Source organism: Streptomyces caeruleatus (genome assembly GCF_001514235.1).
In the GTDB taxonomy this organism is placed as follows: domain Bacteria; phylum Actinomycetota; class Actinomycetes; order Streptomycetales; family Streptomycetaceae; genus Streptomyces; species Streptomyces caeruleatus.
Map to the genome: position 1 here is coordinate 14,208 of NZ_KQ948929.1, position 15,872 is coordinate 30,079.

Below are 15,872 nucleotides of genomic sequence, written 5' to 3' on the forward strand. Positions count from 1 at the left end.
ACAATCGCGGCACTGCGAACCACTCACCCACGAAGACGGGACATCGTCGGGTCGAACAACGGCTCCTCGCTCACGACCGCCTCGACGCGCTGGTCGAAGTAGCCGATGTGCAGCGTGCTGCCGGGCACGGCAACCTCGGTCGGCAGCCACGCGTACGCGATGCCCTTGCCGATCGTGTAGCCGTACGCCGCGCTGGTGACGTAACCAACCGCCCGCTCGCCGTCGAACACCGGCTCCTTGCCCAGGACGACCGACTGCGGGTCATCGATGGTGAGGCAGGTCAGCCTGCGCCCCACGTTCTCCTTGCGGAGCAACAGCGCCGCCTTGCCGATGAAGTCGCCCTTGTCGAGCTTGACGGCGAAGCCGACCCCGGCCTCGTAGGGGTCGTGCTCGTAGGTCATGTCGGTGCCGAAGGAGCGGTAACCCTTCTCCAGGCGCAGGCTGTTGAAGGCGCCGCGGCCGGCGATGACGCCGCCCAGCGGCCGCGCCGCCTGCCACAGGGTGTCCCACAGCTTCTGGCCCTGGTCGGCGGTGGTGTACAGCTCCCAGCCGAGTTCACCGACGTAGGACAGGCGCATCGCCGTCACCGGGACGCTGCCGATGTAGGCGCGCTTGGCTCGGAAGTACTTCAGGCCGTCGTTGGTGAAGTCCTCGTCCGTCAGGGGCTGGAGGACCTGACGGGCCAGCGGGCCCCACAGGCCGATGCAGCAGGTGCCGGGGGTGATGTCGCGGACCTGGACCGTGCCGTCGGCGGGGAGGTGGCGGCTGAACCAGTCGAGGTCCAGGTTGCCGTTGGCCCCGACCTGGAAGAGGTCACGGGCCAGGCGGGCGACGGTGACGTCGCTGCGGATGCCGCCGTCGTGGTCCAGCAGCAGGGTGTAGGTGACCGAGCCGACGGACTTGGCGACCTTGCCGGTGCACAGGCGCTCCAGGAACTCGGCGGAGCCGGGCCCGCTCACCTCCAGGCGCTTGAGGGCCGTCATGTCGTACATCGCGACGGTCTCGCGGGTGGCCTGTGCCTCGGCGCCGACGATGGGCGACCAGAACTGGGCGGCCCAGTCGTTCGGGGTGGGGATGGAACGGCCCTCGACCAGCTTGGCGTTGGCCTCGTACCACTGCGGGCGCTCCCAGCCGTTCGCCTCCAGGAAGAAGGCGCCGTGCTCCTGCTGGCGGGCGTGGAAGGGGCTGGTGCGGATCGGGCGCGGCTTCCCGGACGGCTGGAGGGGGTGGAGGATGTCGTAGACCTCGACGAAGTTCTGGCAGTCGCGGGCCAGGACGTACTCCGGGGACAGCTGGTGCGGTTCGAAGCGGTTGACGTCGCACTCGTGCAGGTCGAAGGAGGAGCAGTAGCCGTCGACCAGCCACTCGGCCATCGCCCGGCCGACGCCCGCGGAGTGGGTGACCCACACGGCCTCGGCGACCCAGAAGCCCTTGACGTCCGTGGACTCGCCGAGCAGCGGGAAGTTGTCGGTGGTGAAGGAGAACAGGCCGTTGATGCCCTCCTCGACCTTGGCCTCCCGTGTCGCGGGGAGCAGGGACTGGGTCTCGGCCCAGGCGGGCTCGAAGTCCTCCTCGGTGAACTTCAGGACCGACGGCATGTCGGCGGCCTCGTCGACGGAGAGGATCTCGTCGGCGGTGATGGGCATCGGGCGGTGGCCGTAGTAGCCGATGCCGATGCCGTCGAAGCGGTCGCGGTAGTAGAGGTCGGCGTCCTGGTGGCGCAGGATCGGGCGGATCGCCTCCTCGGTCTGGCCGGCGAGGGCCGGTACCGGGCCGGTCCAGGCGAGCTGGTGGGCCAGCGGGGTCAGGGGCAGGTTCATGCCGGCCATGCGGGCGATCTTCGGACCCCAGATGCCGGCGCAGCACACGACGATGTCGGCGGGGATCTCGCCCTGGTCGGTCAGGACACCGGTCACCTCGCCGTCGGACTTGAGGACGTCGAGGACCTCGTGGCGGGCGAGGAAGCGGACGCCGCGCTCGGTGGCCCGGCGGATCTGCGCCTCGACGGCGAGGACGGCCTTGGCGAGGCCGTCGGTGGGGACGAGGAGGCCGCCGAGGACCTTGTCCCGGTTGACCAGCGGGTGCTTCTCGACGCACTCGGCGGCGGTCAGGAGCTGTGACTCGATGCCCCAGGCGGTGATCCAGCCGTGGCGGCGGTGCAGTTCGGCGAGGCGCTCCGGGGTGGTCGCCACTTCGAGGCCGCCGACCTGGAGGAAGCAGGGCTTGCCGTCGACGTCGAGGGAGCAGAACTTCTCGACGGTGTAGCGGGCCATCTCCGTCATGGTCTTCGAGGAGTTCGTCTGGAAGACCAGGCCGGGGGCGTGCGAGGTCGAACCCCCGGTGGCCGGGAGCGGGCCCTGGTCGACCACGGTCACCTCGGTCCAGCCCCGCTCCGAGATCTCGTCCGCGAGAGCCGCGCCGACGACTCCCGCTCCGATGATGACCACACGCGGTCCCGCCATCGCCGCACCTCCGGTTGAGTTGCTTTGTACGCAACATGATTCAGGTTGCGCAACTCAATGTGCCTGCCGTCCAGGTGGGTGTCAAGAGGTCCGGTGACGTCGGAGAACGGCCTGGAAAACAGGAATGCCCGGTGGGCGGTGCGCGTCCTCGCGCACCGCCCACCGGGCATCCGTCAAGGGCCTACTTGATCCAGGTCTCCACCTTGTCGCGGTTGGCCTCGACCCACTTCTTCGCAGCGGCCTCCGGAGCCATCTTGTCCACCGCGATGTACTTCGCCACGACGTTCTGGTCGTCGTTGCTCCAGCTGAAGTTCTTCACCAGGTCATAGGCGGGGCTGCCCGACTTGGCGAACTTCGCGCTGACGATCTTGTCCAGCTGGTAGACGGGGTAGTCGCAGTTCACCTTCTCGGGATCGGCGTCGCAGCCCTCCTTGTACTCGGGCAGCTTGACCTTCTCAAGCGGCACCTCGGACATGAACCACTGCGGCTCGTAGAAGTAGCCGATCACCCATTCCTTGTCCTTCTCCGCCTTGCGGAAGGCCTGGATGAGGGCGGTCTCGCTGCCGGCGTACACGACCTTGAAGTCCAGCTTCAGGTTCTTCACCAACGACTCGTCGTTCGTCACGAACGACGGGTCGCCGTCGAGGAGCTGGCCCTTGCCGCCGGACTCGGACGTCCTGAACTCGGCCGCGTACTTGTCGAGGTTGTTCCAGTCGAGGATGTCCGGGTGTGCCTTGGCCAGCCACGGCGGCACGTACCAGCCGATGAGGCCTTCGTTGCCGGTCGGGCCGGCGTCGACGGCGGTCTTCTGGTCGGTGATGTACTTCTTCTTCAGGTCGTCGTGGCCCCAGTTCTCGACGACGGCGTCGACCTCGCCCGTCCCGAAGCCCTGCCAGGCGATCTCTTCCTTGAGGTCCTTCTGGTTGACCTTGCAGCCGAGGTCGTGCTCCGCGACGTACGCGAGGACCGCCGCGTTGGCCTCGTAGCCCACCCAGGGGTTGACCGCGAGGTTGAAGGTGCCGCACTTGCCGGAGCTGCCCGAGCCGCCGGCGTCCGAGGAGCTGTCGCCGACCTTCGCGCCACCGCATGCGGTGAGGGTGAGGCCGAGGACCGCTATGCCGGCCGCGCCGACTCTCCACTGTCTTGCTTGCCTTGCCATGGTGTGCTGCTCCTTATGCGCTGGTGCGGCGAGCCGCTGCCTGGGTGATCCGGTCGAACATGACGCCGAGAAGGACGATGGCCAGCCCCGCGGCGAGCCCCTTTCCGAACAGCTGTCCCTGCGAGAAGCCGGCCACGACGTCGTAGCCGAGGGCGCCCGCGCCCACCAGGCCGCCCACCACGACCATCGACAGTACGTAGATCAGGCCCTGGTTGGTGGCGAGCGTCAGGGCGCCGCGTGCCATCGGCAGTTGGACCTTGGTGATGATCTGCCAGGTGTTGCACCCGGCGGAGGTCGCCGCCTCCACGGTGGTCGCGGGCACGTTCCGCACCCCGTCCGCGATGATCTTCATGGCGACGGGGGCCGCGTAGACGACGGCGGCGACGATCGCCGTGAAGCGGGTGGCGCCGAACAGCGCGAGGAACGGCACGAGATAGACGAACGGCGGCATGACCTGGGCCGCGTCCAGGGTGGGCCGGATCAGCCGGTCCACCAGCGCGCTGCGCCCCATCCACACGCCGAAGACGACGCCGAGCAGCATCACGAGCACCGTGGCGACGAGGGTGGACGCCAGCGTCGTCATGCCGTCCGACCAGACGCCGGTGCCGACCAGCAGACCCACGCAGACGGCCGTGGTGATACCGGCGCGCCGGCCGCCGAGGACGACGGCGAGTGCGATGAGTGCCGCGCCGACGAGCCACCAGGGGGAGTCCGTGAGCAGCGCCTGGAACGGGTTGAGCAGACTGTTGGTGAGGGCGTCCCGGAAGGCGTTGGTGACGCCCGAAAGGTTGTCCTGCACCCAGGTGGTCACGCTGTCCGCCGTGCTCCTGATGGTGCTGCCGGTGCTCCCCTCGCCGGGGAACTCCGCCGCCCACAGATAGGTGTGGGACAGATAGGCCAGCACCGCCGTGACCGCCGCACCTGCCGCCAGCAGCGGGCGTCGCCAGGTGATGAAGCGGTTCTTCGAGAGGCGGGCGGCCTCCTGGCGTGCGCTTGCCGCGGTGGTGACCCGGTCCAGCACGATGGCCATGACGACGATGGCCAGACCCGCGTTGAAGGCCGTGCCGACGTCGAGCGTCTGGAGCGCCTGGACGACGGTCTTGCCGAGGCCGGGCGCGTCGATCAGGGCGGCGATGGTCACCATGGCCAGGGCAGCCATGATGGTCTGGTTGACGCCCATCACCACGGTCCGCTTGGACATCGGCAGCAGGACCTTCATGAGGGACTGCGCTCGCGTGGCACCCAGCGAGTCGGCCGCCTCCACCGTCGTCTCGGGGACGGAGCGGATGGCGTGCGCGGTGATGCGGATGGTCGGCGGCGCCGCGTAGATCAGCGTGGCGATCGTGGCGGAGGCCGGGCCGATCTGGAAGAACAGCGTCAGTGGGGCCAGGTAGACGAAGGTCGGCATGGTCTGCATGAGGTCCAGGAAGGGCGTCACGAACCGGTTGAACCGGTCGGACAGTCCCGCCCACACACCCAGCGGGATCGCGAACACCAGCGCCACGAAGACGGCGGAGACGGTGAGCGCCAGGGTGTCCATGCTCTCCTGCCACAGGCCCTGCAGGCCGAGGAAGGTGAAGCCGGCCACTGCCAGCAGCGCGACCCGCCAGTTGCCCACGGCCCAGGAGACATAGCCGGCGATGCCGACGACACCGAGCCAGCCGATCTGCGGGACGGGCCGGCCGACGGACGGCTGTGAGATCAGCTCCTGGACGAAGGTCACCAGGGAGTCGATGACCAGGCGGATCTCGTTGAAGAAGTACAGGAACAGCGGGTTGGAGTTGCGGTTCGCGCCGATGGAGTCGTTGACGTCGTTGAACCAACGGTGCAGGTCGGTCAGGTCGGCCGCCCCCAGGACGAGGGTCTGCTTGCCGCGCAGTACGACGAACAACACCAGCCAGACGAGCAGGATCGCGCCGACCACCATGGACCGGCTGACCTTGCGCACGCTCCTGGCGGGAGCGGGCGGCTCGACGGCCCCGGTCTGCTGCGGTTTCTCGGTCTTCTCCACGGCGACGGTCATCACGCGCCGCCTTCCTGCCCGGCGACCACCGCGAGGATCTCCTCGTCGCCGACGATGCCGAGCAGCTTGCCGTTCTCGACGACCTTGACCGGCTTGTCGGCCGCGAGCACCGCTCGGGTGGCCTCCTTCACCACGACGTCGGGGCCCAGCTCGGGACCGTCCAGGGCGTCGCCGTCCGCCGGCGGGCGCATGATCCAGCGCAGGGTGAGCACGTCGCCGCGCGGCACGTCCTTGACGAACTCGCGGACGTAGTCGTCCGCCGGGGCGCCGACGAGTTCGTCGCCGGTGCCGCACTGGACCATCTTGCCGTCGCGCATGATCAGGATGCGGTCGCCCAGTTTGAGGGCCTCGGAGAGGTCGTGGGTGATGAACACCATGGTCTTGCCGACCTCGTGGTGCAGGCGAATGACCTCGTTCTGCATGTCCCGGCGGATCAGCGGGTCGAGGGCGGAGAACGGCTCGTCGAAGAAGAGCACGTCAGGGTCGCCGGCCAGCGCCCGGGCGAGGCCGACACGCTGCTGCATACCGCCGGACAGCTGGTCGGGGTAGGACTTCTCGTAGCCCGCGAGGCCGACCAGCTCGACGACCTCCTGGGCCCGCCTGACGCGCTCGGTCCTGCCCATGCCCCGGATCTCCAGACCGAACGCCACGTTGTCCACAACGCGGCGGTGGGGCAGCAGACCGAAGTGCTGGAAGACCATGGAGAACTTACGGCGGCGCAGGTCGCGCAGGCGCTTGTCGTCGGCCTGGCGGATGTCCTCACCCTCGAAGACGACCTCACCGGCGGTGGGTTCGATCAGCCGGGTCAGACAGCGCACCAGCGTGGACTTGCCGGAGCCGGACAGGCCCATGACGACGAAGACCTCGCCGGGCGAGACGTCGAAGTGGACGTCGCGTACGGCGGCGGTGCATCCGGTACGGTCCATGAGTTCGCGCCGGGTGAGGCCGCACAACTCCTCGGAGTCCGGCACCTGGTCGGCCTTCGGCCCGAACACCTTCCACAGCCTGCGCACGGAGATGACCGGGGTGGAGCCCGAGTCCTGGGACGTGCCGCGCCGCTGCGGCACCTCGGTCTGTGTGGTCACGTTCGACCTTCTTTCGGCGTTCAGCCGCTGAACCAGCGCTGCGGCCGGGGTTGGATGTTCTGCCAGATGTGTTTGGGCTCTCGGTACTCGTTCAGGCCGGTCGGTCCCAGCTCGCGGCCCATGCCCGAGTGCCCGAAGCCACCCCATTCCGCTTGCGGCACATAGGGGTGGTAGTCGTTGATCCACACCGTGCCGTGGCGCAGCCGCCGGGCGACCCGCTGGGCCTTGCCGGCGTCCTGCGTCCAGACGGCTCCGGCGAGTCCGTACTCGGTGTCGTTGGCGATGCGTACGGCGTCCTCCTCGTCGGTGAAGCGCTCCACGGTGAGCACGGGCCCGAAGGACTCCTCGTGCACCACCCGCATGTCCTGCCGGCACTCGTCGAGCACGGTCGGCGGGTAGTAGTGGCCGCTCGCCAGCGCGGGGTCGTCGGGCCGAGCACCGCCGCAGCGCAGTACGGCACCCTCGGCGAGTCCGGCCGCGACGTACGCCTCGACCTTCTCCAGGTGCTGTGCGGAGATCAGCGGTCCGGTCTCGGCATCGGGGTCGAAGGGGCCACCGAGCCGGATCCGCCGGGCACGGCGGACCACCTCGTCGACGAAGGCGTCGTGCAGCGAGTCCTGGACGATCAGCCGGGCGCCGGCCGAGCAGACCTGACCGGAATGCAGGAAGACGGCGGTGAGGGCGAAGTCCACGGCCGTCTCGAAGTCGGCGTCGGCGAAGACCACATTGGGGTTCTTGCCACCGAGCTCCAGCGCCACCTTCTTCACGCCCGCGGCGGCGGTGGCCATGATCCGCTTGCCGGTCTCCAGGCCCCCGGTGAAGGAGACCATGTCGACGGCCGGGTCCTCGGACAGCGGCGCGCCCACCTCGGGTCCGGTGCCCAGGACGAGGTTCGCGACGCCGGCTGGGAGTCCGGCCTCCTCCAGCGCCTTCATCAGCAGGATCGAGGTGGAGGGAGTGAGCTCGCTGGGCTTGAGGACGATCGTGTTACCGGCCAGCAGTGCCGGGGCGACCTTCCAACTGGCTTGCAGCAGCGGGTAGTTCCAGGGCGTGATCAACCCGCACACCCCGACCGGCTCGTGGACGACCCGGCTTACGGCGTCGTCGCGGCCGGTGTCGATCACCCGGCCGGCGTCGGTGCCCGCGATGCCGCCGTAGTAGCGGAAGCAGGAGACGACGTCGGCGATGTCGTATTCGCTCTCCACCAGCCGCTTGCCGGTGTCCAGGGACTCGGCGCGGGCGAGAACCTTGGCGTCGCGCTCGAGGATGTCGGCGGTGCGCAGCAGCAGCGCGCCGCGCTCACGCTCGGGGGTGCTGGGCCAGTCCCCCGCGTCGAAGGCGCGGCGGGCCGCGGCGATCGCGGCCTCGGTGTCGGGGCGGGTCGCCTCCGATACGGTCGCCGCGAGCGTGCCGTCGGCAGGACATCGGATCTCCCGGTGCCCACCGGCGACCGGATCCCGCCATTCGCCATCCACGTACAGGTCTGCCACGCGACGAGCCCTTTCCATGGAAATTCGTTGCGCATCGTGCACCCGATTGCTTGTGGTGGAACACAGTGTCGAATAGGCAGATCGGCGTCAAGAGGTTGGCTGATGACGATTTCGCCAGGTGCGCCTTTACCCACCCGCCCTTGACCGCAAGCGACGCCGAGTCGACCATGTTGCGTATCGCTCACCATGTTGTGTATTACGCACCGACGGAGGCCGCACATGTCCCCACGACCCCACCCTGGCCGCGAGTACATCCTGACCCTCTCCTGTCCCGACAGCGCGGGACTGGTGCACGCCCTGAGCGGCTTTCTCGTCAGGAACTCCGGCAACATCCTGGAAAGCCAGCAGTTCGACGACCGACTTCAGGACCGTTTCTTCATGAGGGTCCACTTCGACGTTTCCGACCCGAACGTCGACCTGGAGAATCTGCGTACCCGGTTCGGGCCCGTGGCCCAGGCCTACGGCTTCTCCTGGGCCCTGACCGAGGCGGCCACGCCGACCAGGACGCTGATCATGGTGTCCAAGTTCGGCCACTGCCTGAACGACCTGCTGTTCCGCCGGCGCACCGGTGCCCTCAACATCGAGATCCCCGCGATCGTCTCCAACCACCGGGACTTCGAGGGTCTCGCGGAGACCTACGGCGTCCCGTTCCACCACGTCCCGGTGACCAAGGACAACAAGCCCGAGGCCGAGGCGCGGCTGCTGGAACTGGTGCGTGAGCTGGACATCGACCTCGTGGTGCTGGCCCGCTACATGCAGATCCTCTCCGACGACCTGTGCAAGCAACTGGAAGGGCGCGCCATCAACATCCACCACTCCTTCCTCCCCAGCTTCAAGGGCGCCCGCCCGTACGACCAGGCCTATCAGCGCGGAGTGAAGCTCGTCGGCGCGACGGCGCACTATGTGACGTCGGACCTGGACGAGGGCCAGATCATCGAGCAGGACGTGGTCCGGGTGGACCACTCGCTCGACCCGGGCGAGCTGGTCACCGTCGGGCGGGACGTGGAGGCCCAGGTGCTCGCGCACGCGGTGAAGTGGCACAGCGAGAGCCGCGTGATGGTCGACGGCAACCGCACGGTGGTCTTCCGCTGAAGCCGTATACGACAGGGGCGGGACCGGTTTCCGGTCCCGCCCCTGTCGTATACGGCTCGGCAGTGCCCCTGAGGGGCGCGGGACTGTATCCACATGCGGCTACCGCCGCGCGGGCGCGACCAGCCACGACGAGCCCGCAGACGACGGACGCCCCTTCCGTCTCAGCCGCCCAACCGGTCAAGCACAGCGCAGCGCCACCGCTCCGTCTCGGCGATCTGGTTGAACGTGAACAGGTGCAGGCCTGCCACCCCGGCCGAGGGTGCCGTGAGGGCCTCCTCGGTACGGGACAGCAGGCGCTCGGGGGCATAGCCTCCGGGGGCCGCGAAACGCACGAACCACGAGGCGTGCTTCGTGAGGAAGCGCGTCGACTCCCCCACCCCGATCTTCGTGGCCATCGCCAGCAGCTTCGCCCGCTGCACGGGCCCCGCGATGCCCACGTGGACCGGCAGGGTGACGTCCCGGCGCCGTATACGAACGAGCCACTCCCCCAGCACCCGCGGGTCGAAGCACAGGTTGCTCACGATGTACGTGGCGTGTTCGCGCTTGTCCCACATCGCCTGGATGGTGACGTCGTCGTGGATGAGCGGATGGCTCTCGGGGTAGCCGGTGACGCCGACGCGGGCGAAGGGGCTGCCAACTCGCTCAGCTGGCGCAGCACCGGAAGCGCCCCGCCGTAGACCCCGGCCGGCGGGTCGGAGTCCCCGGCGGGGACGAAGACGTCGTCCACACCGGCCTCCCGGAGCCGGCCCGTGACCTCTTTGAGGTGCACGTCGTCCCGCAGCAGCCGGGCCGGCACGTGCGGGACGACCCGGTAGCCGTGCGCGGCGAGCCGGGCGGCGAGGTCGAGGGTCGGTTCCAGGCCCTTGACCGGCGACGCCGTCACGGTGACGACGACGTCGCGCGGGATATGGGCGAGAACCTTGTCCTCGGTCGCCTTCGCGGGCAGCACCTCGTAGCGGACGCTCTCCAGCAGCGCCCTCAGCCCTGTCGCGCTCAACACCTACCCCGTCAGCTTCCGGGCGTCACGATGGCGGTAGTACGCGGCCTTCGACGGTGCGAGCGGCTCCTTGCCGAGGATCAGGTCGGCGGCCTTCTCGGCGATCATCATCACCGGGGCGTAGATGTTGCCGTTGGTCACGTAGGGCATCACCGACGCGTCGACCACACGCAGCCCCTCCACACCGTGCACCCGCATGCCGGCGGGGTCGACGACGGACATCTCGTCGGTGCCCATCTTGCAGGTGCAGGACGGATGCAGGGCGGTCTCGCCGTCCTTGGCCACCCACGCGAGGATCTCCTCGTCGGTCTCCACCGACGGTCCGGGCGAGATCTCCCCGCCGTTGTAGGCAGCGAGCGCGGGCTGGTTCAGGAGCTTGCGGGCGACCCTGATCGCCTCGACCCACTCACGGCGGTCCTGTTCGGTGGAGAGGTAGTTGAAGCGCAGCGCCGGGTGCTCGCGCGGGTCCCTGCTCCTGATCTTCACGGAGCCGATGGCATCGGAGTACATGGGGCCGACGTGCACCTGGTAGCCGTGGCCGCCGGCGGGCACGGAGCCGTCGTAGCGGACCGCGATGGGCAGGAAGTGGAACATCAGGTTGGGGTAGTCCACGTCCTCGTTGCTGCGCGCGAAGCCGCCGGCCTCGAAGTGGTTGGTGGCGGCCGGTCCCTTCCTGAACAGCCACTGCAGGCCGATGAAGGGGGCCCGCCACTTCGCCAGGTACGGCTGCATGGAGACGGGTTGCCTGCAGGCGTACTGGATGTACACCTCCAGGTGGTCCTGCATGTTCTCGCCGACGCCGGGGAGGTCGTGGACGATGTCGATACCGAGGGCGCGCAGTTCGTCGGCGTTGCCGACGCCGGAGAGCTGGAGAAGTTGCGGGGAGTTGATGGCTCCGCCGCAGAGGATGACCTCCTTGGCGCGGACCTGCTGGAGCGCGCCCCGGCCGCGCTGGTACTCGACGCCGACGGCGCGCTTGCCCTCGAAGAGGACACGGGTCACGAGGGTCCGGGTCCGGACGGTGAGGTTGGGCCGCTTCATCGCGGGCTTGAGGTAGGCCTTCGAGGCCGACAGCCGACGTCCGCGATGGACGTTGCGGTCGAACTTGGCGAAACCTTCCTGTCGATAGCCGTTGACATCGTCGGTGGGCGCGTAGCCCGCCTCCTCGGTGGCCTTGAGGAAGGCTCCGAACAACGGATTGGCCGCCGGGCCGCGCTCGAGGACGAGGGGGCCGTCGTGACCGCGGAACTCGTCGTCCGGGTCGGCCGCGAGGCAGTTCTCCATGCGCCGGAAGTACGGCAGACAGTGCGCGTAGTCCCAGGCGTCCATGCCCGGGTCGGCCGCCCAGCGCTCGTAGTCCATGGGGTTGCCGCGCTGGAAGATCATGCCGTTGATGCTGCTGGAGCCGCCCAGTACCTTGCCGCGGGCGTGGTAGACGCGCCGACCGCCCATGTGGGGTTCGGGCTCGGACTCGTACTTCCAGTCGTAGAACCGGCTGCCGATCGGGTAGGTCAGCGCCGCGGGCATGTGGATGAAGACATCCCACGGGTAGTCCGACCGGCCCGCCTCCAGTACCAGCACCCGGTTCGCCGGGTCCGCGGAGAGTCTGTTCGCCAGTGCGCTGCCGGCGGAACCGCCGCCGACGATGACGAAGTCGTACTGCAAGGGAGCCATAGTGCCTCGTCTCGCTCGCGCCGTAGATGTGCGAGGCATGCTAGACCCGGTCGCGCTATACGCACCAGGTTGCGAACAACGCAACTTCCGGGCCTTCATTTCAGCACGGTTACTTGCAGCTACGTTGTTTACTACGCGTATAGTTTCACTGTGAGCAACTACAGCCCTGACACAGAAACATCAAACTCGCAAACCGGCGGTGTGCAGTCGGTCGACCGCGCCATCAGCGTCCTGGAGATCCTCGCTCAGCGTGGCGAGGCGGGCGTCAGCGAGGTGGCGGGCGAGATCGACGTGCACAAGTCCACCGCCTTCCGACTGCTCGGCGCCCTGGAGGCGCGCGGTCTGGTGGAGCAGGCCGGTGAGCGCGGCAAGTACCGCCTCGGCTTCGGCATCGTCCGGCTGGCCGGCGCGGTCACGGACCGTATCGACATCACACAGCAGGGTCGCCCGGTGTGCGAGCGTCTCGCCGAGCAGCTCGGCGAGACCGTGAACATCGCCGTGATGCAGGAGCACTACGCGATCAACCTCTACCAGGTGCGCGGCCCCGGGGCGATCACCGCGCACAACTGGGTGGGCCAGCTCACCCCCCTGCACGCCACGTCCAGCGGCAAGATCCTGCTGGCGCACATGCCCGCCAAGGAGCGCGCCGCGCTGCTGACCTCCGCCGGTATGCAGAAGGTCACCCCGCGCACCATCACCGCGAAGACCAAGCTCGAGAAGAACCTCGCCGAGACCAGGGAACGGGGCTACTCCTTCACCCTCGAGGAGCTGGAGGTCGGTCTGCACGCGATGGCCGCCCCGGTGCGCAACAGGGACGGCGATGTCGTCGCGGCGCTCAGCGCCTCCGGGCCCGGCTACCGGCTGACCGAGGAGCGCATGCACGAGCTGTCCCCGGTGCTGATCAAGGGCGCCGATGAGATCAGCCACCGGATGGGCTATCTGGGCTGAATCATCCCTGAGGGGCACCCAGGCGCTCGTTCACCCAGTCGTGGAAGGCGCCGATGTGGTGCTCGCTGGGCACGAGCACGCCCCCCTTGGCGTACATACGGGAGCTCATCCCGGGCTGCGTGCGCTCGCAGGCGTCGAAGTCCTGCTGGTTGACGCGGTGGAAGAGTTCCACGGACCGGCTGACGTCCTTGCCGCTCTCGACGACGTGCGGCAGATACAGCCAGTCACACTCCACGATCGTGCGGTCCACCGACACCGGGTACATCCGGTGGAAGATCACGTGGTCGGGGACGAGGTTGATGAAGACCTGCGGCCGCACCGTGATCGCGTAGTAGCGGCGGTCCTGGTCGTCGGTGACCCCGGGAATGCGGTCCAGCCCTTCGGATCCGTCCACGGTGAAGCCCTGGACGTCCTCACCGAATTCGGCGCCGTGACCGACGTAGTACTGGGCGGCGTAACCGTCCGCGAACTCCGGCAGTACCTCGGTGAGTTCGGGGTGGATCGTGGCGCAGTGGTAGCACTCCATGAAGTTCTCGATGATGAGCTTCCAGTTGGCCTTCACGTCGTACGTGATACGGCGGCCCACCTGGAGGTCCTCGATGCCGTAGCGCTCGATCGACTCGACGTCGCCGAGGCGGGCGACGATCTCACCGATGACCTCCTCCTCGAAGGAGGGCGGGTTCTCGGCCAGGCAGACCCACACATAACCGAGCCATTCGCGCACGGCCACGTCGACCAGGCCGTACTCGGTGCGTCCGATGTCGGGCATCTTGGTGAGGTTGGGCGCGGCGACGAGCTTGCCGTTCAGGTCGTACGTCCAGGCGTGGTACGGGCATTGGAAGGCCCGCTTGACCTCGCCGGACTCCTCGGTGCACAGCTTGGCGCCGCGGTGCCGGCAGACGTTGAAGTAGGCACGGATCCCGTTGTCCCGGGCCCGGGTGACGAGGATGCTCTCGCGGCCCACGTCCACGGTGCGGAAGGCGCCGGGCTTCGCCAGGTCGGAGGCGCGCGCCGCGCAGAACCACATGGTCTCGAAGATGCGCTCCTGCTCCTGGGCGAAGATCTCCGGATCCGTGTAGGAGGGGCCGGGAAGGGTGGCGATCAGGCTGTCCGGCAGACTGGTCGAGGTCACGGTGCACTCCTCGGGAGAACGTCGTGGAGGGGTCATTCACGCGCCGGGAAGAGCGACTCCGGACGGCGTTGTGTATGGAGCAACGCTGCGTGCCATATGCAACCGCAGCATGAGATGCCGCTGGGGCGGTGTCAGGATGCGGGCGAGGTCAGGATGTGGCGGCGGCAAGCTGCTTGCGCCAGCGCATGAACAGTCGCGGCTGGTTCATCCCGAGCACGGCGACCGGGTCCCCGGCACGCCGGTAGACGGCCAGGACGTCGCGGTCGTCCGCGGCGCCCGCCTCGATGGTGACGCTGTCGGCGCCGGCCGCGTGACCGGCGAACTGGATCTTCACGCCGTACTGGTCGGACCAGAAGTACGGCGGCCGGGGCACACCCGGTTCCACCGCGCCCCCCGCCAGCAACGTGGCCACCGCGACGTCGGGGCGCTCGCGCGCGCCGGTCCAGTGCTCGATGCGGCGGTGGAAGCCCGCGCGCGGGTCGTACCAGTTGGCGCAGTCACCGACCGCGACCACGCCGGCCAGGCTCGTGCGGCCGTCCGCGCCGCACTTGACGCCGTCGTCGAGAGCGATGCCGGAGCCTTCCAGCCACTCGACGTTCGGACGGGCGCCCACGCCGACCACGACGAGGTCGGCGGGGATGCCGCGGCCGTCCTCCAGCAGGACGGCGTCGACCCGGGCCTCCCCGCTCAGCCCCTTGACCCCCACGCCGCACTCCACGCGTACGCCGTGGTCGGCGTGGAGGGCGGAGACGATGGCGCCCATGGTCTCGCCGAGCGATCCGGCCAGTGGCGTGGGAGCCGCCTCCACGACGGTGACGTCGAGCCCGAGGGCGTACGCGGTGGAGGCGACCTCGGCTCCGATGAAGCCTCCGCCGATCACCACCAGCCGTCCACCGCGGGCCAGTTCGTCCCGCAGGGCGCGGGCGTCGTCCAGGGTGCGCAGGGTGTGCACCCCGGCCAGCCCCTCGGAGCCGGGGAGGGTGCGTGCCGCGGCGCCCGTCGCGATGACGACCCCGTCGGCCCGCACCTGACGTCCGTCACCGAGCCGGACGACACGCCGTGCGTGGTCGAGTCCGGTGGCGCGGACGCCGAGCAGCCACTCCGCCCTCAGGTCCTCGCCGTCCGTCTCCAGCGCGAGTTCGGCTTCGCCGAGGGTGCCGGCCAGGAACTCCTTGGACAACGGGGGCCTGTCGTACGGGCGGTGAAGCTCGTCCCCGACGACGACCAGCCGGCCGTCGTAGCCCTGCTTGCGCAGCGAGCGCGCCGCCGACAGGCCGGCCAGCGAGGCGCCGACCACGGCGACCGTCCTCACGCGGGACCTCCGGCGAGCCGGGCCGAGATGCAGGGCGGCAGGTTGGGCGCCTCGGTGGACAGACGGACGTAGATCATGCCGTCGTCGACGACGACCTCGTGCGTCCGGACCGGAAGCTTGGCCGGCGGGGCGTCGACCGAACCGGTCCTCAGGTCGAACTTCGAAGCATGCAGCGGGCATTCCACCTCGCAGCCCTCCAGCCAGCCGTCGGCGAGCGACGCGTCCTGGTGGGTGCAGGTGTCGTCGATGGCGAAGAGTTCGCCGTCGTCAGTGTGGAACACCGAGACCGGCGGATCGATGTCGAGCCGGTGAGCCTCACCTCGCGGGAGATCCACGAGTCGGCACGCGGGAATCATCATGACACCTCGGGTGCGTATAGCGGAACGGATTGCGATAAGCGCAACGCCAGTCTGAGGTCGCCCAGAATGCTTGTCAAGGCATTCAGAGGCCACGAGGGACCGTTCATTTTGTTGCGCCACGAAAAACTCAACTCATATA

General features: G+C 68.8%; 11 protein-coding genes and 1 pseudogene. 2 read left to right on the plus strand and 10 right to left on the minus strand.

The window, feature by feature from the left end; translation table 11 throughout:
• Positions 1–23: 23 nt before the first annotated feature.
• The 5 genes from AQJ67_RS18450 to AQJ67_RS18470 all read right to left on the minus strand — a co-directional run bounded on the left by AQJ67_RS18450 (position 24) and on the right by AQJ67_RS18470 (position 8,219).
• On the minus strand, positions 24–2,462 hold the full coding sequence (locus tag AQJ67_RS18450; RefSeq protein WP_062720104.1) for a GcvT family protein: 2,439 nt from the start codon (positions 2,460–2,462) through the stop codon (positions 24–26).
• Positions 2,463–2,643: 181 nt separating this feature from the next.
• Positions 2,644–3,621, minus strand: a complete 978-nt coding sequence (locus tag AQJ67_RS18455; RefSeq protein WP_062720105.1) for an ABC transporter substrate-binding protein — start codon at positions 3,619–3,621, stop codon at positions 2,644–2,646.
• Positions 3,622–3,634: 13 nt separating this feature from the next.
• The gene (locus AQJ67_RS18460; protein ID WP_062720106.1) at positions 3,635–5,644 is read right to left on the minus strand and encodes an ABC transporter permease; all 2,010 of its coding nucleotides are present in this window, start codon (positions 5,642–5,644) and stop codon (positions 3,635–3,637) included.
• On the minus strand, positions 5,644–6,729 hold the full coding sequence (locus AQJ67_RS18465; protein ID WP_062720107.1) for a quaternary amine ABC transporter ATP-binding protein: 1,086 nt from the start codon (positions 6,727–6,729) through the stop codon (positions 5,644–5,646). Before AQJ67_RS18465 ends, AQJ67_RS18460 begins: the two co-directional genes overlap by 1 nt.
• A gap of 20 nt (positions 6,730–6,749) precedes the next feature.
• The gene (locus tag AQJ67_RS18470) at positions 6,750–8,219 is read right to left on the minus strand and encodes an aldehyde dehydrogenase family protein (protein WP_062720108.1); all 1,470 of its coding nucleotides are present in this window, start codon (positions 8,217–8,219) and stop codon (positions 6,750–6,752) included.
• Positions 8,220–8,438: 219 nt separating this feature from the next.
• Here AQJ67_RS18470 and purU point away from each other — a divergent pair, with 219 nt between their 5' ends.
• Complete coding sequence (gene purU / locus AQJ67_RS18475; protein WP_062720109.1) at positions 8,439–9,311, plus strand: formyltetrahydrofolate deformylase; 873 nt, start codon at positions 8,439–8,441, stop codon at positions 9,309–9,311.
• A gap of 161 nt (positions 9,312–9,472) precedes the next feature.
• Here purU and AQJ67_RS18480 read toward each other — a convergent pair.
• A pseudogene (locus tag AQJ67_RS18480) lies at positions 9,473–10,308 on the minus strand (methylenetetrahydrofolate reductase).
• A gap of 3 nt (positions 10,309–10,311) precedes the next feature.
• Positions 10,312–11,982 carry a choline dehydrogenase gene (betA, locus tag AQJ67_RS18485; protein ID WP_062720110.1) on the minus strand — a complete coding sequence of 557 codons (1,671 nt, stop codon included), beginning with the start codon at positions 11,980–11,982 and terminating at the stop codon, positions 10,312–10,314.
• A 201-nt stretch (positions 11,983–12,183) separates the two neighbouring features.
• Here betA and AQJ67_RS18490 point away from each other — a divergent pair, with 201 nt between their 5' ends.
• Positions 12,184–12,930 carry an IclR family transcriptional regulator gene (locus AQJ67_RS18490; protein ID WP_062720111.1) on the plus strand — a complete coding sequence of 249 codons (747 nt, stop codon included), beginning with the start codon at positions 12,184–12,186 and terminating at the stop codon, positions 12,928–12,930.
• 1 nt (position 12,931) lies between these two features.
• Here the strand turns inward: AQJ67_RS18490 and AQJ67_RS18495 are convergent, their stop codons facing one another.
• The 3 genes from AQJ67_RS18495 to AQJ67_RS18505 form a co-directional block, all read right to left on the minus strand.
• Complete coding sequence (locus tag AQJ67_RS18495; RefSeq protein ID WP_062720112.1) at positions 12,932–14,062, minus strand: aromatic ring-hydroxylating oxygenase subunit alpha; 1,131 nt, start codon at positions 14,060–14,062, stop codon at positions 12,932–12,934.
• Positions 14,063–14,210: 148 nt separating this feature from the next.
• Positions 14,211–15,374: an NAD(P)/FAD-dependent oxidoreductase gene (locus AQJ67_RS18500; RefSeq protein ID WP_062720113.1), complete on the minus strand. Its 1,164-nt coding sequence runs from the start codon at positions 15,372–15,374 to the stop codon at positions 14,211–14,213.
• A complete protein-coding gene (locus AQJ67_RS18505; RefSeq protein ID WP_062720114.1) occupies positions 15,371–15,733 on the minus strand; it encodes a bifunctional 3-phenylpropionate/cinnamic acid dioxygenase ferredoxin subunit in 363 nt (120 codons plus the stop codon). The genes AQJ67_RS18500 and AQJ67_RS18505 overlap by 4 nt, the downstream gene beginning before the upstream one ends.
• Positions 15,734–15,872 lie beyond the last annotated feature (139 nt).

Excerpts from the sequence above, each read along its gene's own strand:
- betA (WP_062720110.1), bottom strand. The coding sequence starts at position 11,982 with ATGGCTCCCTTGCAGTACGACTTCGTCATCGTCGGCGGCGGTTCCGCC.
- AQJ67_RS18460 (WP_062720106.1), bottom strand. The coding sequence starts at position 5,644 with ATGACCGTCGCCGTGGAGAAGACCGAGAAACCGCAGCAGACCGGGGCC.
- purU (WP_062720109.1), top strand. The coding sequence starts at position 8,439 with ATGTCCCCACGACCCCACCCTGGCCGCGAGTACATCCTGACCCTCTCC.
- AQJ67_RS18505 (WP_062720114.1), bottom strand. The coding sequence starts at position 15,733 with ATGATGATTCCCGCGTGCCGACTCGTGGATCTCCCGCGAGGTGAGGCT.
- AQJ67_RS18450 (WP_062720104.1), bottom strand. The coding sequence starts at position 2,462 with ATGGCGGGACCGCGTGTGGTCATCATCGGAGCGGGAGTCGTCGGCGCG.
- AQJ67_RS18455 (WP_062720105.1), bottom strand. The coding sequence starts at position 3,621 with ATGGCAAGGCAAGCAAGACAGTGGAGAGTCGGCGCGGCCGGCATAGCG.